We start from the raw sequence: 19,020 nt of genomic DNA on the forward strand, positions 1-19,020 counted from the left end.
TTTAGCTAAAACCCAGGGAGCACGAACTGCATGAAATCCGTTGCCGAAATCCTCAGATCCAAGCCGCATGCCCTCGTCTACAGCGTCGCGCCCGACGACTCGGTGCTCGCCGCCATGCAACTGATGGCGGAGAAGGGCATCGGCGCCCTGGTGGTGCTGGAGAACGGCCGCCTGGCCGGGATCGTCAGCGAGCGCGACTATGCGCGCAAGGTGGCGCTGCTGGAGCGCTCGGCCTTCAGCGCCAAGGTACGCGAGATCATGACCGCCGATGTGATCACCGTCGGCCCGCGGCACACCACCCAGCAGTGCATGCAGCTGATGACCGACCGCCACCTGCGCCACCTGCCGGTACTGGCCGAGGGCGAGCTGATCGGCCTGCTGTCGATCGGCGACCTGGTCAAGCAGACCATCGCCGAGCAGGCCAGCCTGATCCAGCAGCTGGAGCAGTACATCCGCGGCGAGTGACCGCCACCTTCAGCCTCTCCCGTAGGGTGCGCCGCGCGCACCGGCAAGCCCGCATGTTGCCGATGGTGCGCGCGGCGCACCCTACGGAGAACCGCGGCCCCACACAAACTCCATCTGCTCTCCATATAACCCGCATTTTCGCCCCACTGACCCGCCGCAGACTCTCCTCCACATTCACCCCACGGAGAGTCCCGCCATGAACCGAAGCCTTGCCATCAAGCTGGGGCTGATCGCCCTGCTGATCATCCTGCTGATGATCCCCATCGTCATGATCGACGGCATGATCGAGGAGCGTCAGGGCCTGCGCGACGAGGTGCTGCAGGACATCGCGCGCAGTTCCAGCTACAACCAGCAACTGACCGGCCCGCTGCTGGTGCAGCCGTACCGCAAGACCCTGCGCGAGTGGAAGACCCACGCCAAGACCGGCCAGCGCTACCTGGAGGAACGTGAGGAACGCGGGCGCCTGTACTTCCTGCCCGAGCGCTTCGTCATGGGCGGCGAGGTCACCACCGAGCTGCGTGCCCGCGGCATCTACCAGGCCCGCCTGTACCACAGCAACAATCGCATCAGTGGCCACTTCGAGCTGCCGGCGCAGTTCGGCATCAGCGAAGACTTCGCCGACTACCGCTTCGAGGCGCCGTTCCTCGCCGTCGGCATCAGCGATATCCGCGGCATCAAGAACGACCTCAAGCTGCAGGCGGGCGGCCAGACCCTGGCCTTCCAGCCGGGCAGCGCCGACAGCCTGCTCGGCGCCGGGGTGCATGCGCCGCTGCCGGCCCTCGACCCGGCCAAGGCGCAGCGCCTGGAATACGCCTTCGACCTGCTGCTGCAGGGCACCGGCCAGCTCGACGTGACCCCGGTCGGGCGCGAGAGCCGGGTCGAGCTCAAGGCCGACTGGCCGCACCCGAGCTTCGTCGGCGAATACCTGCCGAGCGAGCGCGAGATCCGTAAGGACGGCTTCAGCGCGAGCTGGCAGACCAGCTTCTTCGCCACCAACCTGGAAGAGGCCCTCGCCGACTGCGTCGGCCAAGGCGAATGCCGGGACTTCCAGGCGCGTCATTTCGGCGTCAGCTTCGTCGACCCGGTGGACCAGTACCTGAAGAGCGACCGGGCGATCAAGTACGCCCTGCTGTTCATCGCCCTGACCTTCGCCGGCTTCTTCCTCTTCGAGGTGCTCAAGCGCCTGGCCGTGCACCCGGTGCAGTACGGCCTGGTCGGCCTGTCGCTGGCGTTCTTCTACCTGTTGCTGCTGTCGCTGGCCGAGCACATGGACTTCGCCCGGGCCTACGCCCTGGCCGCCGCGGCCTGCGTGCTGCTGATCGGCTTCTACGTCAGCCACGTGCTGCACAGCTGGCTGCGCGGCGCCGGTTTCACCGCCGGCCTGGCGGCGCTGTACGCGATGCTCTACGCCCTGCTCAACGCCGAGGACTACGCCCTGCTGATGGGTTCGCTGCTGGTCTTCGGCCTGCTCGCCAGCGTGATGGTGCTGACCCGCAAGCTGGACTGGTACGGCATCGGCAAGACCCCTTCCGTTACCCCGGCCTGATCACTGCGGGCGCGGCCCCGGCCGCGCCCCGAGGAGCCTTAGATGATTCGCCTGATGCTGCAGTTTTCCGCCTGTTTCGCCCTCGGCCTGGTGGTGGCCGGGGTACTCCTGATCGGCCTGATGTTCTTCGGCCAGTTCGACCTGATCCACGGTCTCGACCTGAGCGGCAAGCCCATGGCCAGCCTGGCCCTGGCGCTGGTGCCGGAGACCTTCTGGAACGAACTGACCGGAGTTCCGGATGCCGCCGCCAATGCCCAGGTGCAGTCCTTCCTGCAGCTGTGCGCGGGCCTGGCCCAGGTCGCCCTGCTGCTGGGCGCCGGCTTCTTCCGCCTGTGGTACGTGCGATGAGCGGCCATGTCGGCCTGCGCGAGGACGCGCGCCAGGGGCACCTGCTGGCGCGGCGCATCGCCCGGTTGTTCGCTGCGGGGCGCGCCCCCGCGCTCAGAACCTGTTCACGATCTCGCGAGCTAGAGATAAACGGTGGCGGAAGCGGCCGAGGAAGCGGAGTTTACGAGCTGTAAATGAGCACTCCGAGGTCGTTTCAACGCCGTTTAGCCGACGCGCAGCAGATCGTGACCGGGTTCTCAGGCCACCGGCTCGGTCGCCCGCATCGACGGGCGCTGGCTGACGTCGGCGTACCAGGCGGCCAGCCCCGGGTAGCGCTGGCGCCAGCCCAGCTCGGGCTGGCGCAGGTCGAGGTAGCCGAGGGCGCAGGCCAGGCTGAGGGCGGCGATGTCGAAGTGGCTGCTCAGTTCGGCGATGGCCTCCCGCTCGAAGCTGGCCAGGGCCCGCTCGATCTTCTCCTGCTGCGCGGCAGTCCAGGCATCCCAGCGCTTGTCCGCCGGGCGCAGGAAGGTCTCGTAGCGGATCAGCACGGCGGCATCGAGTATCGCATCGGCCAGCGAGGCCAGGGTCAGGCGCCGCCAGCGGGCGTGGCCGGCGGGCGGAATCAGCGGGTCGCCGACATGCTGCTGGTCGAGGTAGTCGAGGATCACCCGGCTGTCGTGCAGCACCGTGCCGTCGGCCAGGCGCAGGGCGGGAATCTTGCCGGCCGGGTTGCTTTCGAGCACCCCGGCATCCGGGCTGAGCGGGCTGAGCTGGGCCGGCTGCAGGGCCACGCGGTCGGTCTGGCCGGTCTCGTGCAGCAGCACCAGGACCTTGCGCACGAAGGGCGAGGTGGGTGAGTGGAACAGGGTCATGGTACTCATGGTCGGCTCCTTGGGCGGGCGGTAGTCATGAGCCTCTCAGCTCGTGCCGGGCAATGCAAACGCTTTGCCGCCAGCCGGCGCGCCCGGCGCGGGACGCTAGAGTGCCGGCATGCGCTGGCGGCGGCGCCAGCCCTGCAGGCGCTGGTCGAGGGCGGCCAGGCTGTCGAGCTGCTGCTGGCGCGCCTTGCTGAACAGGATCAGCGCCAGTTCGGCGGTGGCCAGGGCGTCGGCGCTGGCGTTGTGGCGTTCGGCGGCCTGCAGGTGGAAGTGCGCCAGCCAGTCGTCCAGCCCGGCGCGGCGCAGGGTCAGCTGCGGGCACAGCAGCGGTGCCAGCTCGGCGACATCGAGGAAGGTGTGGCGCAGGCGGTAGCCGAGGCTCTCGCGCAGGGCACGGGCCAGCATGTGCTGGTCGAAGCCGGCGTGGAAGGCCAGCAGCGGGCTGTCGCCGAGGAACTCCATGAAGGCCAGCAGCGCCTCGACCGGATCGGTCCCGGCGGCGATGGCGCTGGGCGCGATGCCGTGGATCAGGGTGCTGGCGCTGGCCTTGTGCCCGGCGCGGTGCAGGGTGCATTCGAACTGCTGGCTGAAGTCGATGGCGCCGCCTTCGATCACCACCGCGCCGATCGCCAGCAGCTGGTCGCGCTGCAGGTTGAGGCCGCTGGTCTCCAGGTCGAGCACCACCAGGCGCTGCTGCTGCAGCGGCTTGTTGTCCAGGGCCGCCGCTGCCGGCAGCGCGGCCAGGCGCTGCCGCTGGGCATCGCTCAGTTGCGGGAGGTCGCGGCGGATCCAGTTGAAGATGCTCATAGCTGGTAGCGTAGCGTCAGGCTGGCTTGCAGGCGCTGGGCCTGGCGAAAGGACTCGCGCAGGATGCGCCGGTCCAGCTGGTTGAGGCTGTCCGGGTCGAGGCGGTTGGAAAACGCCAGGCCCTGCAGCGCCTGCTGCTGGTGCAGCTGCAGGCGGGTCTGCTGGATGAAGTGGTAGGCCTCCTCATAGGCGGCGCCGTCGAGGGCGTCGATCACCCCGTGCTCGACCAGCTCGGCGAAGCGCCGCAGGGTGTTGCAGTCGGCCACGCCATGGGCCAGGGCGAGCAGGCGGGCGCCGTCGACGAAGGGCGTGAGGCCCTCGGTCTTGAGGTCGAGGGTGTCCTTCTCGGCGCCCTTGCGCGCCACCACGAAGTCGCGGAAGCGCCCCACCGGCGGCCGGTGCTGCAGGGCGTTGGCCGCCAGCATGCGCTGGAACAGGCTGTTATCGCGGATCTCGGCGAACAGCTGCTCGCGCAGTTGCTCGCCGCCTTCCTCGTCGCCCCAGACCACGCGCAGGTCGAAGTAGATGCTGGAACCGAGCAGGTTCTCCGGGCTGGCCTCGCGCACGAAGCTGCTGAAGCGCCGCGCCCACTCGCTGCGCGACAGGCACAGCTCGGGGTTGCCGGCCATGATGTTGCCGGGGCACAGGCTGAAGCCGCACTGCGCCAGCTGCTGGTTGATGCGCCGGGCCAGGGGCAGCAGGCGCTGGCGGATGGCCTCGGCCTCCTGGCTGCTTTCGGCGTCGAACAGGATGCCGTTGTCCTGGTCGGTGTGCAGGGTCTGCTCGCGGCGCCCTTCGCTGCCGAAGCACAGCCAGCTGAACGGCACGCCGGGGTCGCCGAGTTCCTCGATGCACAGCTCGATCACCCGGCACACGGTGTGGTCGTTGAGCAGGGTGACCAGCTGGGTGATCTGCGTCGAGCTGGCGCCGTGGGCCAGCATGCGCTCGACCAGCAGGCGGATGTCGCTGCGCAGGGCGGCCAGCGTCTCGACCTTGCCGGCATGGCGGATGGTGCGGGCCAGGTGCACCAGGTCGACCCGTTGCAGGGAGAACAGGTCGCGCTCGGAGACCACGCCGACCAGCTGGCCGTGCTCGACCAGGCAGACGTGGGCGATATGCCGCTCGGTCATCGCCAGGGCGGCGTCGAAGGCGCTGGCCTGGGGCGGCAGATGGAAGGGCTTCTGCGTCATCAGCGCGCTGATCGGCTGCTCCAGCGAGCTGCCGTCGGCGACCACCCGGCGCAGGTCGCGCAGGGTGAAGATGCCCAGCGGGCGGTTGCCTTCATCGGTGATGACGATGCTGCCGACATGCTGCTCGTGCATGCGCCGCACCGCCTCGCGCAGCGGCGTTTCAGCACTGCAGCCGACCGGCTGCTGCATGGCCAGTTCGCGCAGCGAGGTGTCCAGCGAATACTGCGCGCCGAGGCTTTCCGCGGCGCGCAGCTGCACCTGCTGGTTGACCTGGTCGAGCAGGCTGCTCACCCCGCGCAGGGCGAAGTCGCGAAACGGCGCGCACTGGCTGAACAGGCGGACGAAGGCCTCCTTGCCCAGCAGCAGGCAGAAGGTGTCCTCGCCGGCCAGGTGTTCGGTGCGGGTGGCGCGTTCGCCGAGCAGGGCGGCCAGCGGGAAGCACTCGCCGCTGGCGATCTCGAAGGTGGTCTCGCTGCCGCGCTTGGCCGAGTGCGGGCGCTCGCCGACCACCAGGCCCTGCTTGACGATGTAGAAGTGCTGCACCGGGCCGTCGGCCGGCTTGATGATGCTCTCGCCGGCGCCGTAGAAGCGCAGCTGGCAGTGCTCGACCAGGTAGGCCAGCTGGGCGCTGTCCATCTGGTTGAACGGCGGGTACTTGCGCAGGAACTCCATGGTGCCGTGGATGTTCTGCAGCACGGCGGTCTTGCCGGCGGCGCTGCTTTCCTTGGACTGCATGCGGGCTGCCCTGGTGGCGGTGATGCAAGCATCATCGACCATGCGGGGCGCGCCGCCAATTGGACCTAGGTCGCAGGGGCGACCGAAGCGCCGAACGGCGTGGGCCGGTCGCCGCGGCGCCTCAGGCGGGTTCTTCCAGCACCCGGCCTCGGCCCTGCGCGACGAGCAGGCACAGGGTGGCGCCCAGGCCGAGGGCGGCGGCCAGCGCGGCGCGGCTCATGCCCGGGCGCTGTGCAGCAGGCGGCGCCAGTGCTCGAAGGCGGCGCTGCGGTAGCCGCTGCGCCAGACCAGCAGGGTGTCCAGGCTCAGCAGCGGCACGCACTGCAGCGCCGGCGGCTCGCGCAGCAGTTCGAGCAGCGAGCGCGGCAGGACGCCGACGCAGGCGCCGGCGGCCACGCAGGCGAGAATCGCGTGGTAGGAGCCGACTTCCTGCACGCGCACGGCCGGCCCGGCGCTGTTCAGCCAGCTCTGGGCGATCTGCCGGTAGCTGCAGCCCAGGCCGAAGCCGGCCAGGGTGCGCAGGCGCACATCCTGCGGGCCGCGCACGGGCGGCTGGGCGACCGGCAGCACCAGCAGCAGCTCCTCGGCAAACACCGCCTCGGCCTCCAGCCCGGCGGGCAGCGCCTCGGCGTGCCACTGCCCGGCGGCGAAGGTGCGCGGCTGGGCGATCAGCGCGCAATCCAGGCGCCGCGCCAGCACCCCGTCGAGCAGCGGCTGGCTGGCCGCGGTGCTGACTTCCAGGCTGACCTGCGGGTACTCGCGGTGGAACTGCGCCAGCGGGGCCGGCAGGCGGCTGGCCGCGCTGCTTTCCATGCTGCCCAGGCGCAGGCTGCCGCTCGGCTGCTGCGGGTGCATGGCCTGGCGGGCTTCGTCGGCCAGGGCCAGCAGCTGCTCGGCGTAGGCGAGAAACGCATGGCCCTGCTCGGTCAGGGTCATGCGCTTGCCTTCGCGCAGGAACAGCGCCACGCCGAGGTCGTCCTCCAGCTGGCGGATGCGCGTGGTCACGTTGGACTGCACGCGCTGCAGGCGCTGGGCGGCGCGGGTGATGCTCTGCTCCAGGGCGACCGTGCGGAAGATGCTCAGCGTCGAGAGATCCATGGGCTTCTATTAATCTCTAAAAAAGAATAATGTTTTATCAAGCATCTCTTTTAGAGATTTGATGGTCAAGCCTGGAGGCCGCCGCGGCCTCCGCCGCCAGGGAGCAAGCCCATGCAACAGTCCGTCACCCAGTGGCTCGGTATCGAGCAGCCGATCATCCAGGCGCCGATGCTGGGCGTGTCCACCCCGCAACTGGCGGCCGCCGTGTCGAATGGCGGCGGACTGGGCTCGATCAGCGTGGCGGCCAGCACGGTGGAACAGGCCCGCGCGCAGATCGCCGCGGTCCGCGCGCTGACTGCCAAATCGTTCAACGTCAACCTGTTCTGCCACCGGCCGATGGCCAGCAGCCCGGCGGCGCAGGCCCGCTGGCTGGAGCACCTGCGGCCCTTCTTCGCCGAATTCGGCGCCACGCCGCCGGGCGAATTGCGCGACATCTACCCAAGCTTCGTCGCCGATCCGGCCATGCAGGCCATGCTGCTGGAGGAGCGCCCGGCGCTGGTCAGCTTTCACTTCGGCCTGCCCGAGGCGGCCTGGATCGCCGCCTTGCAGCAGGCCGGGATTCGCGTGCTGGCCTGCGTCACCAGCCTGGCCGAGGCCGAGCTGGCGCAGGCGGCGGGGGTCGACGGGCTGGTGGCGCAGGGCGTCGAGGCCGGCGGCCACCGCGGCCTGTTCCTGCCGGAGCAGGGCGACCCGGGCCTCGGCACCCTGGCCCTGGTGCGCCTGCTGGTGCAGCAGGCTGCGCTGCCGGTGATCGCCGCCGGCGGCATCATGGACGGCGCCGGGATCCGGGCCGCCCTGGCCCTCGGCGCCACGGCGGTGCAGATGGGCACGGCCTTCATCCTGTGCCCGGAGTCCGCGGCCAACGCCGCCTACCGCGCGGCGCTGAAGGGCGAGCGGGCCTACCGCACGCAGATCACCACGGCCATGTCCGGGCGCCCGGCGCGCGGCCTGCCCAACCGCATCTTCAGCGAGGTCGGTGGCGCCGGTGCGCCGGCCTTGCCCGGCTACCCCTACACCTACGACGCGACCAAGGCGCTGCAGGCCGTCGCCGCAGCCCAGGGCTGCCACGACTTCGCCGCCCAGTGGGCCGGCCAGGGCGCGCCGCTGGCCCGCGAACTGCCGGCGGCCGAGCTGCTGGCCGTGCTGGTGGCGGAGCTGCGCGCCGGGGCGTGAGGCAGTGCTGTCCGCCGCGGGACGTTGGGAGTGGTTCGCTGCCGCAGTTCCTGCGCCGATAAAAAAACCGCCCCGGAGGGCGGTTCTTTCACTGCTGCGGCGAATTACAGGCCGTTGGCGGCCTTGAACTCGCGGCGGCGGCGGTGCAGCACCGGCTCGGTGTAGCCGTTCGGCTGCTTGGTGCCTTCGACCACCAGTTCCAGGGCAGCCTGGAAGGCGATGTTGCTGTCGAAGTTCGGCGCCAGTGGGCGGTACAGCGGGTCGGCGGCGTTCTGCCGGTCAACCACCGGGGCCATGCGCTTGAGGCTGGCGACGATCTGCTCTTCAGTGACGATGCCGTGGCGCAGCCAGTTGGCCAGCAGCTGGCTGGAGATGCGCAGGGTGGCGCGGTCTTCCATCAGGCCGACGTCGTTGATGTCCGGCACCTTGGAGCAGCCGACGCCCTGGTCGATCCAGCGCACCACGTAACCGAGGATGCCCTGGGAGTTGTTGTCCAGTTCGTTCTGGATTTCCTCGGCAGACCAGTTGGTGTCCTTGGCCAGCGGGATGCTCAGGATGTCGTCGATGGAGGCGCGCTCGCGCTTGGCCAGTTCGGCCTGGCGGGCGAACACGTCGACCTTGTGGTAGTGCAGGGCGTGCAGCGCGGCGGCGGTCGGCGACGGTACCCAGGCGGTGTTGGCACCGGCCAGCGGGTGGGCGATCTTCTGCTCGAGCATGCCGGCCATCAGGTCGGGCATGGCCCACATGCCTTTGCCGATCTGGGCGCGACCTTGCAGGCCGGTTTCCAGGCCGATGTCGACGTTCCAGTTCTCATAGGCGGCGATCCACTTCTCGCTCTTCATGGCGGCCTTGCGCACGACGGCGCCGGCCTCCATGGAGGTGTGGATTTCGTCACCGGTACGGTCGAGGAAGCCGGTGTTGATGAACACCACGCGCTCGCTGGCGGCCTTGATGCACGCCTTGAGGTTGACGGTGGTGCGGCGCTCTTCGTCCATGATGCCGACTTTCAGGGTGTTGCGCGGCAGGCCGAGGACGTCTTCGACGCGACCGAAAATCTCGGTGGTGAAGGCGACTTCTTCCGGGCCGTGCATTTTCGGCTTAACGATGTACACGCTGCCGGTGCGGGTGTTCTTGCGGCTGGTGTTGCCGTTCAGGTTGTGCACGGCGATCAGGCTGGTGAACAGGGCGTCCTGGATGCCTTCCGGAATCTCGTTGCCCTGGGCATCGAGGATCGCCGGGTTGGTCATCAGGTGACCGACGTTGCGCACGAACAGCAGGCTGCGGCCGTGCAGGGTCAGCTCGGAGCCGTCGGCCTTGGTGTAGACGCGGTCCGGGTTCATGGTGCGGGTGAAGGTCTGGCCGCCCTTGCTGACTTCTTCGGCCAGGTCGCCCTTCATCAGGCCCAGCCAGTTGCGGTAGACGATGACCTTGTCATCGGCATCGACGGCGGCGACCGAGTCTTCGCAGTCCATGATGGTGGTCAGGGCGGCTTCCATCAGCACGTCCTTGACGCCGGCGGCATCGGTCTGGCCGACCGGGCTGTTGGCGTCGATCTGGATCTCGAAGTGCAGGCCGTTGTGCTTGAGCAGCACGGCTTTCGGCGCGCTCGCTTCGCCCTGGAAGGCGATGAACTGGGCGGCGTTCTTCAGGCCGGTGCTGCTGCCGTTTTTCAGGCTCACGGCCAGTTGGCCGTTGCTCACGGTGTAGGCGGTGGCGTCGACGTGGGAAGCGCCTTCCAGCGGGGCGGCTTCATCGAGGAAGGCGCGGGCGAAGGCGATGACCTTGTCGCCACGGACCTTGTTGTAGCCCTTGCCTTTCTCGGCGCCGTTTTCTTCGCTGATCACGTCGGTGCCGTACAGCGCGTCGTACAGCGAGCCCCAGCGGGCGTTGGAGGCGTTCAGGGCGAAACGCGCGTTCATCACCGGTACCACCAGCTGCGGGCCGGCCAGGCGGGCGATTTCTTCGTCGACGTTCTGCGTGGTGGCCTGGAAGTCAGCCGGCTCCGGCAGCAGGTAGCCGATTTCCTGGAGGAAGGCCTTGTACGCGGCGGCGTCATGCGCCTGGCCGGCACGGCCCTGGTGCCAGGCGTCGATCTTGGCCTGGAAGTCGTCACGCTTGGCCAGCAGGGCGCGGTTTTTCGGGGCCAGATCGTTGATCACGGCTTCGGCACCCGCCCAGAACGTGTCGGCAGCGATGCCGGTACCGGGAATGGCTTCATGGTTGATGAAGTCGTAAAGGGCTTTGGCGACCTGCAGGCCACCGACTTGAACGCGCTCAGTCATTGCTTGCCTCACTTGATTCCAGACAGCTCTAAATCCGGGCCGGACGGCCATGTAGTAAGAGTTGGCGGATACTACATGACTCGCGGGAAAAAATCAGTCACAGCCTGTCAGCGCCTGCCGGGCGGCTGCGGCCCGCGTCTATACTGCGGACATCAATCAAGGAGGGGAGAGGCCGATGACTGTCGTGCGTGCTGGAGTCAATGATCTGGATGAGCTGGTCGGCCTGTTCGGCGCCTATCTGCAGTTCTACCAGGTGCCGCGGGCGCCGGGCGAGATCGCCAAGTTTCTCGGCGGGCGCCTGCAGCAGGGCGACTCGACGCTGTTCATCGCCCGCGACGAGCAGGGCGCGGCGCAGGGTTTCGTCCAGCTCTATCCGCTGTTCGCCTCGCTGAGCATGGCGCCGGCCTGGCTGCTCAGCGATCTCTACGTGGCCCCGCAGGCGCGCCGCCGGGGCGTGGCCGAGGCGTTGATGCAGGCCGCCCGGGCCCACGCCGAGGCGAACGGAGCCTGCGGCCTGCAACTGGAAACGGCGAAAACCAACCTGGCCGGCCAGGCGCTCTACGAGAAACTCGGCTACGTGCGCGACGAGCTGTTCTATACCTACTGGCTGGGCCTGCCTGGCCAGGGTGTTTGAGCTATATCCCAGACAATGACGAAGAGGCTTGCCATGGATCATCTGGTACTCACCGTAATCGCCCCGGACCAGCCGGGCCTGGTCGAACGCATCGCCCAGTGCATCGCCGCCCACGGCGGCAACTGGCTGGAGAGCCGCATGTCGCGCATGGCCGGGCAGTTCGCCGGGATCCTGCGGGTGGCCGTGCCGGCGGAAGGCTATGACGAACTGGTCGAGGGCCTGCAGGGCCTCGGCACCTACGGCATTCGCGTGCTGCTGGCGGAAAGCGGCATCGAGCCGTCCTGCACCTGGAAGCCGATCCTGCTCGATCTGGTCGGCAATGATCGCCCCGGCATCGTCCGCGACATCACCCGCCTGCTCGCCGAGCAGGGCGTCAACCTGGAAAGCCTGACCACCGAGGTCAAGCCGGCGCCGATGAGCAGCGAGCCGCTGTTCCACGCCGAAGCGCTGTTGGCGGTGCCGCTGACGCTGTCCCTCGACCTGTTGCGCGACAAGCTGGAAAACCTCGCCGACGACCTGATGGTGGAGCTGAACCTGCGCACCGAGACCTGATATCCCCGGATCACGGGGATGGTGCTGTGGATAAACTGGGGAGCCCCGGCGCACTGGCTAGTGCCCCGGGGCTTTTGCTTGGTTGGCTAAAAAACCGACAGTTTTCGCCGGTTGTGCACAAAGCGCGGGGATGCTTCTGTGGATAAGCTCGGGATGCCTGGCGCCAGGCCAGGAGCACCGTGGCCTGGCGCCGATTGGCTGATTTCTGCGCAAGCGCCGGCTGGCGCGCGGGCAGCCGGCACAGGCACCTGCCAGGCGGCGGATATCCCCGAAAGCCGTGGATGATTCTGTGTACAAGCTGGGAGGCCAGTGCGCCAGGCCACGGCCAGCCTGGCCTGGCCGGTTGTGCTCAGAAAACAACCAGGGCGCCGCGCCTTGTGCACAAAGGTCGGGGATGCTTCTGTGGATAAGCTCGGGGCAGCTGCCGCCAGGCCCCGGCTGGCATGACCTGGCGGCCGCTGGTTGATTTCTGTGCAGGGGGCTTGATGGCCATGTCCGCGCGCGTCCGCTCGACTGGGCTGGCCGGGGCTGCGGCTGGCGGGGCGGTGGATATCCCCGATCCGTGGGGAAAGAGCTGTGGATAAGCTGGGGAGTCGCCTTGCCCGCCCTAGTCTCGCCAGGGCTGCCGGGGATCGGTTGAAAAACGAGCAGATTCAACGGCTTGTGCACAAACGCCGGGGATGCTTCTGTGGATAAGCTCGGGATGGGCGGCTGCGCGCCAGGCGTGGCGCGGCCTGTGGCGGGCTGGTCGATTTCTGTACAGCTGCAGGGTTTGTCCACCGGCCGGCTTCGGCCGTCCCCTACGGCTGCGGCGAAGCTCAGGCCGCCTGGCGGCGGCGCAGGTTCAGCCAGATGTCCAGGCTGTACAGGGCCAGGCCGGCCCAGATGCAGATGAAGGCCAGCAGCTTGCTCGGCTCGAAGTGCTCGCCGAACAGGAAGATCGCCTGCAGCATCACCAGGGTCGGCGCCAGGTACTGCAGGAAACCCAGGGTGGTGTAGGGCAGGTGCCGCGCGGCGGCGTTGAAGCACAGCAGCGGCACCAGGGTGATCGGCCCGGCCGCGATCAGCCACAGCGCCTCGCTGGCGGTCCAGAACGCCGCCTGGGTGCTCATCGCCGAGGGGTGCCAGAGCAGCCAGCCGAGGGCCAGCGGCAGCAGCAGCCAGGTTTCCACCACCAGGCCGGGCAGGGCGGCGACCGGCGCCTGCTTGCGGATCAGGCCGTAGAAGCCGAAGGTCAGTGCCAGCACCAGCGACACCCAGGGCAGGCTGCCGACCTGCCACAGCTGCTGCAGCACGCCCAGCGCGGCCAGGCCCACGGCCAGCCACTGCAGGCGGCGCAGGCGTTCGCCGAGCAGCAGCATGCCGAGCAGCACGTTGATCAGCGGGTTGATGTAGTAGCCCAGGCTGGCTTCGAGCATGCGCCCGTTGTTCACCGCCCACACGTAGACCAGCCAGTTGCTGGCGATCAGCAGGCCGCTGAGAGCCAGCACGCCCAGGCGCCTGGGGTTGGCGCGCAGTTCGCGCAGCCAGCCTGGATGCTTCCACAGCAGCAACAGCACGGCGCCGAACAGGGCCGACCAGATGGCCCGGTGGGCGATGATTTCCATGGCCGGGACGGCCTCGATGGCCTTGAAGTACAGCGGGAACAGGCCCCAGATGGTGTAGGCGATGATGCCCAGCAGATACCCGCGCCGCGGGTTGGCGGTGGCCATGGGAAATCCTTGGTTAGGCAGCTAACTAAACCGGCGATTCTAGTGCTGAAGGACTAGCTTGTCTGGTCGTTCAGCTTTTTTCGAGCTGTCGCTGCAGCGATTCCCGTCAGGCTTTCTTTACGCTCAGGGCTCCGCGAAGTATTCCTTTTGAGGGATATTCTTCGTCTCGGTGATCTGCCATTTGCCGTCAATTAGCTCTTCGGTATCTATGTGCACGAATTCATTGTGAACACTGCTAGCGTCCTCGGTGATGCGCCAAACCGGGACAGGTTGGTTGTGTGCCACTTGGTAGCGCTGTCTCTGATGCCAGCAGCAACCGCTCTTGGCGAAAGTTTCCAGCCGCTGGGCCTGTTCATCTACGCCGAAGAAACCGAGCGTCGACTCGATCAGCGCGCTCAGTGCACGGGAATAGCGGAAGGCTCTGACCCGAGGCTCGTAGAGGAATACATCGTAGCTGGGCCCGCCATAGGAACCGCGATTGCCGTTCTGCACGGCAAAGTCTTCGGCGCCATCGAAGTTGAAGTCGCCGACATTGATAACGCCCTGATAGGCGTACAGCTGTGCCGAATTGACCAGCGGCTGGCCATCGGCACGGCGCGAGAGGAATACGCCAGGCAAAGCGATGACCTGTAACGGTTTGCTTGAACCCTTTGCCAGCACGGCAAGTCGGCCGCTTCCTTCGCAGATTGCGGCGGCGCAGGGTGCGTCCAGGGCGAGGGAAAAGTCGAAATGTGCCGAGGCCTCGTTCAGCTGTAGCGCAGCTGTTTCCGGAAAATTCTCGATGGCGTGGGGTAACGAGGCCAGCTCTTCCAGGCGCCAGTCATAGCGATTACGGGCACAGGCTGCGATGTCTGCCTGGGCGGTGCAGGTCTGGCGGGTTTCCCGCAGCCAGCTGCGTTGTTCCTCCAGCAGCTGGTTGTCCCCCTCGATGCTGAGCTGACGGGCTCGGCGGAAGGTAGTGGCCAGCTGTTCGTCCATCTTCGATAGCGCCGGGTCGGCACAGATGGCTCGTTCCACGGGATGACTCGCTTGCGCACAGTCGAAGCTGGCGGCATCGGCAACCAGCGGGAGCAAACAGGAGAGCAGTAAAGCGTGGCGGGCCATGGACGAGTCCTTGTCGGGCGGCTGAAATCCTTGTCAGTCTGCCTTGCGGCTCAGAACAACCGCAACGGCTCTTCATCGAGTGCCGCCAGCTGTTCGCGCAGCATGAGGATCTGCTCGCCCCAGTAGCGCTCGTTGGCGAACCAGGGGAAGGCCCGGGGGAAGGCCGGGTCGTCCCAGCGCCGGGCGATCCAGGCGCTGTGGTGCATCAGGCGCAGGGCGCGCAGGCCTTCGATCAGCGGCAGCTCGCGGCTGGCGAAGTCGTGGAACTCGTTGTAGCCGTCGACCAGTTCGGCCAACTGGCCGAGGCGCTCGTGGCGTTCGCCGGCGAGCATCATCCAGATGTCCTGCACGGCCGGGCCCATGCGGCAGTCGTCGAGGTCGACGATATGGAAGCTGTCGTCGCGGCACAGCAGGTTGCCCGGGTGGCAGTCGCCGTGCAGGCGGATCGGCGTATGGCGCACGCTGGCGAACAGCTGGTCGAGGCGCTTGAGCAGGTCGCGTGCCACCGACTCGTAGGCCGGCAGCAGGCTGCGCGGGATGAAGTTGCCGTCGAGCAGGGTGGCCAGCGAGTCGTGGCCGAAGTTCTGCACGCCGAGCGCCTCGCGGTGGGCGAACGGGCGGCTGGCGCCTACCGCGTGCAGGCGCCCGAGCAGCTGGCCGAGGCGATACAGCTGGTCCAGGTTGCCCGGCTCCGGGGCGCGGCCGCCGCGGCGCGGGAACAGGGCGAAGCGAAAGCCGGCGTGCTCGAACAGGGTTTCGCCGCCCTGCACCAGGGGCGCCACCACCGGGACCTCGCAGTCGGCCAGCTCGGCGCTGAAGGCATGCTCCTCGCGGATCGCCGCATCGCTCCAGCGCCCCGGCCGGTAGAACTTGGCGATCAGCGGCGTGTCGTCCTCGATGCCGACCTGGTAGACGCGGTTCTCGTAGCTGTTCAGCGCCAGCACGCGGGCGTCGCTGAGGTAGCCGAGGCTCTCCACGGCATCCAGCACCAGGTCGGGGGTGAGGGTGGCAAAGGGATGGGACATGGGCGGCTCCGTTCGGTGGGCGCCTAGTCTAGCCCTATTGGCCGGGAACGGTTCAGGTGCGCAGCGCCGCACTGCGCCGTGGGTCGCCGAGGCCGTAGACCAGCAGCAACAGGAGGAACGACAGCCCCAGCAGGCAGGCGGCCAGGCGGTGGGCCTCGCCGTAGCGCAGCGCTTCGACGTGCTGGAACAGGGCGATGGAGACCACCTGGGTTTCGCCGGGGATGCTGCCGCCGAGCATCATCACCACGCCGAATTCGCCGAGGGTGTGGGCGAAGCCGAGCGTCGCGGCGACCAGCAGGCCGCGGCGCAGCAGCGGCATGATCACCCAGCGCAGGCGCTCCCAGCGATTGGCGCCGAGGCTGGCGGCGGCCTCCAGCAGGCTCGCCGGGATCTCGCGGAAGGCCACGGTCAGCGGCTGCACCACGAAGGGCAGCGAGTAGATCACCGAGCCCAGCACCAGGCCGCTGAAGCTGAAGGCCAGGCCGTGCCCGGTGAGCCACTGCCAGCCGGCGCCGAGCTGGGTCTGCGGGGCGAACAGCACCAGCAGGTAGAAGCCCAGCACGGTCGGTGGCAGTACCAGTGGCAAGGCCAGCACGGCGTCCAGCACCTGGCGCAGGCGTGTTTGCCGGCGCACGCGCCAGGCCGCCAGCGGCACGCCGATCAGCAGCAGCAGGGCGGTGGACACCGCGGCCAGGCGCAGGGTGATCGCCAGGGCCTGCCAGTCGTTGTCACTCAGCAGCACAGTCGGCCTCGCCGGGCAGGGCGTAGCCCGCGGATTTCAGGGTGGCGTGGTGGGCGTCGAAGAACGCCAGGAAGGCCTCGGCGTTCGCCTGGCGCTCGCCCCTGGCCAGCAGTACCCGCTTCTGTACCAGCGGCTCGTAGAGGGCGGCGTCGACCAGGCGGTACTGGGCGGCCGGAATCCCGGCCGCGGTCAGCTGGCTGAGGGCGACGAAGCCGCCGGGGGCGTGCCCGCTGTCGACGAACTGGAAGGCCTGGCCGATGTCCTGGCCGTAGACCAGCCGCGCCTGCAGCTGCGACCACTGGCCGCTGCGCTGCAGGGCCTGCTGCGCGGCCTTGCCGTAGGGCGCGGTGGCCGGTTGGGCGAGGGCGATCTTGCCGGCGGGCAGGGCGTCCAGTTTGGGCGTGCTCTTGGGCGTCCAGAGTGCCAGGCGGCCGCAGGCATAGGTGCGCACGGCGCTGCCGGTGCCTGCGGCGGCCAGCTGCTCCGGGCGCTCGGCATCGGCCGAATAGAACAGGTCGAAGGGCGCGCCGCGGCGGATCTGTTCGAAGAAGGCCCCGCTGGAGCCGCCGATCACCTGCACCGGGTTGCCGCCCTGTTGCTGGTATTGCGCGGCGATTCGTTCCATCACCGGCAGCAGGTTGGCGGCCACGGCGATGCGCACGGGTTCGGCCGCCGCCAGGCTGGTGCTGGCGAGCAGGGCAAGGAGCGGGAAGACGAGCGGCAGGCGCATGCGGCTGATCCGGGCCAGTGAATGAGGAGGCCGAGAGTAGCGGACAACCGCTACGGCCGGCTATCGGCAAGCCGGCGCCGGGCGGGTCAGTCGCCGGGCTTGGGCGTGCGCGCCAGGCAGTAGATGTCCACCCGCGCCGCGCCGGCCTGGCGCAGCAGGCGGGCGATGGCGGCGGCGGTGGCGCCGGTGGTCAGCACGTCGTCGACCAGGGCGATATGCCGCCCCGTCAGCTCGGCGCTGGCATGCAGCGCAAAAGCCCGGCGCAGGTTGCGCTTGCGCGCGGCGGCGTCCAGCTCCTGCTGGTGCGCACCTTCCAGCGGGCGCAGTAGCCAGTGGTTCTGCACCGGCAGGCGCAGTTCTGCGCCCAACCAGCCGGCGAGCATCCCGGCCTGGTTGAAGCCACGTTGGCGCAGGCGCTTGCGCCCCAGCGGCACCGGCAGCAGCAGGTCGGGGCGCGGCAGGCCTTCGCCATAGGCATGCAGCAGATGATGTGACAGCAGGCCGGCCAGCAGGCGTCCCATGGGCCACTGTGCCTGGTGCTTGAAGCGGGTGATCAGGCTGTCGACCGGGAAGGCGTAGCGCCATGGCGCCTCGACCCGGGCGAAGGGCGGCGGGCGCTTGAGGCATTCGCCGCAGACCAGCCCGGCGGCCGGCAGCGGCAGGGCGCAGACCTGGCAGTGCCCGCCGAGCCAGGGCAGCTCGCCCTCGCAGGCGCTGCACAGGCTGTGCTGGGTGTCGGCCGTTTCGTCGCAGAGCAGGCAGATTTGTTTGTTTTTTGTCCAGATGTAAACCTGGTTATCCTGGTGTGGTTGACAGCGCATGGTCCTTCCCTGACGATGCCGAACAGCCGTGTTGCGACCAGCCTAGCAGCCAACGAATAAGGAATACCCCCGATGAGTGCCAGCATTTCTTCCGTCACCCGCCACGACTGGAGCCTCGCCGAGGTCAAGGCACTGTTCCAGCAGCCGTTCAACGACCTGCTGTTCCAGGCCCAGACCGTGCACCGCGCGCATTTCGACCCTAACCGCGTGCAGGTCTCGACCCTGCTGTCGATCAAGACCGGCGCCTGCCCGGAAGACTGCAAGTACTGCCCGCAGTCCGGCCACTACAACACCGGCCTGGACAAGGAAAAGCTGATGGAAGTGCAGAAGGTGCTGGAGGCCGCCGCCGAGGCCAAGGCCATCGGCTCCACCCGCTTCTGCATGGGCGCGGCGTGGAAGCACCCGTCGGCCAAGGACATGCCCTACGTGCTGAAGATGGTCGAGGGCGTGAAGAAGCTCGGCCTGGAAACCTGCATGACCCTGGGCAAGCTCGACCAGGAGCAGACCCGCGCCCTGGCCGAGGCCGGCCTCGACTACTACAACCACAACCTGGACACCTCGCCGGAGTTCTACGGCAATATCATCACCACCCGCACCTACTCCGAGCGCCTGCAGACCCTGGCCTACGTGCGCGAGGCGGGGATGAAGATCTGCTCCGGCGGCATCCTCGGCATGGGCGAGTCGCTGGACGACCGCGCGGGCCTGCTGATCCAGCTGGCCAACCTGCCGGAACACCCGGAAAGCGTGCCGATCAACATGCTGGTCAAGGTCAAGGGCACGCCGCTGGCCGAGGAGCAGGACGTCGACCCGTTCGACTTCATCCGCATGCTCGCCGTGGCGCGGATCATGATGCCGAAATCCCATGTGCGCCTGTCCGCCGGGCGCGAGGCGATGAACGAGCAGATGCAGGCCCTGGCCTTCATGGCCGGCGCCAACTCGATCTTCTACGGCGAGAAGCTGCTGACCACCAAGAACCCGCAGGCCGACAAGGACATGCAGCTGTTCAAGCGCCTTGGCATCAAGCCCGAGGAGCGCGAGGAGCACGCCGACGAAGTGCACCAGGCCGCCATCGAGCAGGCCCTGGTCGAGCAGCGCGATTCCAAGCTGTTCTACGACGCCACTTCGGCCTGATTCTTTTTGTGTAGGCGCCCGCTTGCCGGCGATTGGTCGAGTCGACGGATCGCCAGCAAGCGGGCGCC

Annotated in this window: 18 protein-coding genes; 7 read left to right on the forward strand and 11 right to left on the reverse strand. The window is 68.2% G+C overall.

Annotation, left to right across the window (positions count from 1 at the left end; genetic code table 11):
• Positions 1-30 precede the first annotated feature (30 nt).
• The 3 genes from GV001_RS03285 (at position 31) to GV001_RS03295 (ending at position 2,359) form a co-directional block, all read left to right on the forward strand.
• Positions 31-465: a CBS domain-containing protein gene (locus GV001_RS03285; RefSeq protein WP_160078097.1), complete on the forward strand. Its 435-nt coding sequence runs from the start codon at positions 31-33 to the stop codon at positions 463-465.
• Positions 466-661: 196 nt separating this feature from the next.
• Positions 662-2,011, forward strand: coding sequence for a cell envelope integrity protein CreD (creD, locus tag GV001_RS03290; protein WP_160078099.1), 1,350 nt, complete (start codon positions 662-664; stop codon positions 2,009-2,011).
• A 42-nt stretch (positions 2,012-2,053) separates the two neighbouring features.
• Complete coding sequence (locus tag GV001_RS03295) at positions 2,054-2,359, forward strand: hypothetical protein (protein WP_372238503.1); 306 nt, start codon at positions 2,054-2,056, stop codon at positions 2,357-2,359.
• 236 nt (positions 2,360-2,595) lie between these two features.
• On the opposite strand, the gene GV001_RS03300 is transcribed toward GV001_RS03295, so the two are convergent.
• The 4 genes from GV001_RS03300 to GV001_RS03315 all read right to left on the reverse strand — a co-directional run bounded on the left by GV001_RS03300 (position 2,596) and on the right by GV001_RS03315 (position 7,046).
• Positions 2,596-3,219 carry a glutathione S-transferase gene (locus tag GV001_RS03300; RefSeq protein WP_160078101.1) on the reverse strand — a complete coding sequence of 208 codons (624 nt, stop codon included), beginning with the start codon at positions 3,217-3,219 and terminating at the stop codon, positions 2,596-2,598.
• A gap of 96 nt (positions 3,220-3,315) precedes the next feature.
• Positions 3,316-4,023 carry a PolC-type DNA polymerase III gene (locus tag GV001_RS03305; RefSeq protein WP_160078103.1) on the reverse strand — a complete coding sequence of 236 codons (708 nt, stop codon included), beginning with the start codon at positions 4,021-4,023 and terminating at the stop codon, positions 3,316-3,318.
• Positions 4,020-5,948 (reverse strand): DUF294 nucleotidyltransferase-like domain-containing protein, encoded by a 1,929-nt coding sequence (locus tag GV001_RS03310; RefSeq protein WP_160078105.1) that lies wholly within the window; start codon positions 5,946-5,948, stop codon positions 4,020-4,022. Before GV001_RS03310 ends, GV001_RS03305 begins: the two co-directional genes overlap by 4 nt.
• Before the next feature lie 216 nt (positions 5,949-6,164).
• Complete coding sequence (locus tag GV001_RS03315; protein ID WP_160078107.1) at positions 6,165-7,046, reverse strand: LysR substrate-binding domain-containing protein; 882 nt, start codon at positions 7,044-7,046, stop codon at positions 6,165-6,167.
• Between the two features lie 111 nt (positions 7,047-7,157).
• Here GV001_RS03315 and GV001_RS03320 point away from each other — a divergent pair, with 111 nt between their 5' ends.
• Positions 7,158-8,219: a nitronate monooxygenase family protein gene (locus GV001_RS03320; RefSeq protein WP_160078109.1), complete on the forward strand. Its 1,062-nt coding sequence runs from the start codon at positions 7,158-7,160 to the stop codon at positions 8,217-8,219.
• Positions 8,220-8,323: 104 nt separating this feature from the next.
• Here GV001_RS03320 and GV001_RS03325 read toward each other — a convergent pair whose 3' ends face one another.
• The gene (locus GV001_RS03325) at positions 8,324-10,501 is read right to left on the reverse strand and encodes a malate synthase G (protein ID WP_160078111.1); all 2,178 of its coding nucleotides are present in this window, start codon (positions 10,499-10,501) and stop codon (positions 8,324-8,326) included.
• 175 nt (positions 10,502-10,676) lie between these two features.
• On the opposite strand from GV001_RS03325, the gene GV001_RS03330 reads away from it, so the two are divergent.
• Together GV001_RS03330 and GV001_RS03335 are read left to right on the forward strand one after the other, a co-directional pair.
• Positions 10,677-11,135: an N-acetyltransferase gene (locus tag GV001_RS03330; RefSeq protein WP_160078113.1), complete on the forward strand. Its 459-nt coding sequence runs from the start codon at positions 10,677-10,679 to the stop codon at positions 11,133-11,135.
• A gap of 33 nt (positions 11,136-11,168) precedes the next feature.
• Positions 11,169-11,687: a glycine cleavage system protein R gene (locus GV001_RS03335; protein ID WP_160078115.1), complete on the forward strand. Its 519-nt coding sequence runs from the start codon at positions 11,169-11,171 to the stop codon at positions 11,685-11,687.
• 818 nt (positions 11,688-12,505) lie between these two features.
• On the opposite strand, the gene rarD is transcribed toward GV001_RS03335, so the two are convergent.
• The 6 genes from rarD to GV001_RS03365 all read right to left on the reverse strand — a co-directional run bounded on the left by rarD (position 12,506) and on the right by GV001_RS03365 (position 17,821).
• Positions 12,506-13,399 carry an EamA family transporter RarD gene (rarD, locus tag GV001_RS03340; protein ID WP_160078117.1) on the reverse strand — a complete coding sequence of 298 codons (894 nt, stop codon included), beginning with the start codon at positions 13,397-13,399 and terminating at the stop codon, positions 12,506-12,508.
• A gap of 123 nt (positions 13,400-13,522) precedes the next feature.
• Complete coding sequence (locus GV001_RS03345; RefSeq protein ID WP_160078119.1) at positions 13,523-14,503, reverse strand: lysozyme inhibitor LprI family protein; 981 nt, start codon at positions 14,501-14,503, stop codon at positions 13,523-13,525.
• A gap of 50 nt (positions 14,504-14,553) precedes the next feature.
• The gene (locus GV001_RS03350) at positions 14,554-15,528 is read right to left on the reverse strand and encodes a serine/threonine protein kinase (RefSeq protein WP_160078121.1); all 975 of its coding nucleotides are present in this window, start codon (positions 15,526-15,528) and stop codon (positions 14,554-14,556) included.
• Positions 15,529-15,580: 52 nt separating this feature from the next.
• Positions 15,581-16,270, reverse strand: a complete 690-nt coding sequence (modB, locus tag GV001_RS03355) for a molybdate ABC transporter permease subunit (RefSeq protein ID WP_160078123.1) — start codon at positions 16,268-16,270, stop codon at positions 15,581-15,583.
• Positions 16,257-17,000, reverse strand: a complete 744-nt coding sequence (gene modA, locus GV001_RS03360) for a molybdate ABC transporter substrate-binding protein (RefSeq protein WP_160078125.1) — start codon at positions 16,998-17,000, stop codon at positions 16,257-16,259. The genes modB and modA overlap by 14 nt, the downstream gene beginning before the upstream one ends.
• A gap of 86 nt (positions 17,001-17,086) precedes the next feature.
• The gene (locus GV001_RS03365; RefSeq protein WP_160078127.1) at positions 17,087-17,821 is read right to left on the reverse strand and encodes a ComF family protein; all 735 of its coding nucleotides are present in this window, start codon (positions 17,819-17,821) and stop codon (positions 17,087-17,089) included.
• A 72-nt stretch (positions 17,822-17,893) separates the two neighbouring features.
• Between GV001_RS03365 and bioB the strand changes: the two genes are divergently transcribed.
• Positions 17,894-18,952, forward strand: a complete 1,059-nt coding sequence (bioB, locus tag GV001_RS03370) for a biotin synthase BioB (protein WP_160078129.1) — start codon at positions 17,894-17,896, stop codon at positions 18,950-18,952.
• Positions 18,953-19,020 lie beyond the last annotated feature (68 nt).

The sequence above is a fragment of the Pseudomonas sp. 8AS genome, assembly GCF_902506505.1.
GTDB lineage: Bacteria > Pseudomonadota > Gammaproteobacteria > Pseudomonadales > Pseudomonadaceae > Aquipseudomonas.

Excerpts from the sequence above, each read along its gene's own strand:
- GV001_RS03295 (WP_372238503.1), top strand. The coding sequence starts at position 2,054 with ATGATTCGCCTGATGCTGCAGTTTTCCGCCTGTTTCGCCCTCGGCCTG.
- GV001_RS03365 (WP_160078127.1), bottom strand. The coding sequence starts at position 17,821 with ATGCGCTGTCAACCACACCAGGATAACCAGGTTTACATCTGGACAAAA.
- GV001_RS03345 (WP_160078119.1), bottom strand. The coding sequence starts at position 14,503 with ATGGCCCGCCACGCTTTACTGCTCTCCTGTTTGCTCCCGCTGGTTGCC.
- rarD (WP_160078117.1), bottom strand. The coding sequence starts at position 13,399 with ATGGCCACCGCCAACCCGCGGCGCGGGTATCTGCTGGGCATCATCGCC.
- bioB (WP_160078129.1), top strand. The coding sequence starts at position 17,894 with ATGAGTGCCAGCATTTCTTCCGTCACCCGCCACGACTGGAGCCTCGCC.
- GV001_RS03350 (WP_160078121.1), bottom strand. The coding sequence starts at position 15,528 with ATGTCCCATCCCTTTGCCACCCTCACCCCCGACCTGGTGCTGGATGCC.
- GV001_RS03335 (WP_160078115.1), top strand. The coding sequence starts at position 11,169 with ATGGATCATCTGGTACTCACCGTAATCGCCCCGGACCAGCCGGGCCTG.
- GV001_RS03310 (WP_160078105.1), bottom strand. The coding sequence starts at position 5,948 with ATGCAGTCCAAGGAAAGCAGCGCCGCCGGCAAGACCGCCGTGCTGCAG.
- modA (WP_160078125.1), bottom strand. The coding sequence starts at position 17,000 with ATGCGCCTGCCGCTCGTCTTCCCGCTCCTTGCCCTGCTCGCCAGCACC.
- GV001_RS03325 (WP_160078111.1), bottom strand. The coding sequence starts at position 10,501 with ATGACTGAGCGCGTTCAAGTCGGTGGCCTGCAGGTCGCCAAAGCCCTT.
- GV001_RS03300 (WP_160078101.1), bottom strand. The coding sequence starts at position 3,219 with ATGAGTACCATGACCCTGTTCCACTCACCCACCTCGCCCTTCGTGCGC.
- GV001_RS03315 (WP_160078107.1), bottom strand. The coding sequence starts at position 7,046 with ATGGATCTCTCGACGCTGAGCATCTTCCGCACGGTCGCCCTGGAGCAG.
- creD (WP_160078099.1), top strand. The coding sequence starts at position 662 with ATGAACCGAAGCCTTGCCATCAAGCTGGGGCTGATCGCCCTGCTGATC.
- GV001_RS03320 (WP_160078109.1), top strand. The coding sequence starts at position 7,158 with ATGCAACAGTCCGTCACCCAGTGGCTCGGTATCGAGCAGCCGATCATC.
- GV001_RS03330 (WP_160078113.1), top strand. The coding sequence starts at position 10,677 with ATGACTGTCGTGCGTGCTGGAGTCAATGATCTGGATGAGCTGGTCGGC.
- GV001_RS03285 (WP_160078097.1), top strand. The coding sequence starts at position 31 with ATGAAATCCGTTGCCGAAATCCTCAGATCCAAGCCGCATGCCCTCGTC.
- GV001_RS03305 (WP_160078103.1), bottom strand. The coding sequence starts at position 4,023 with ATGAGCATCTTCAACTGGATCCGCCGCGACCTCCCGCAACTGAGCGAT.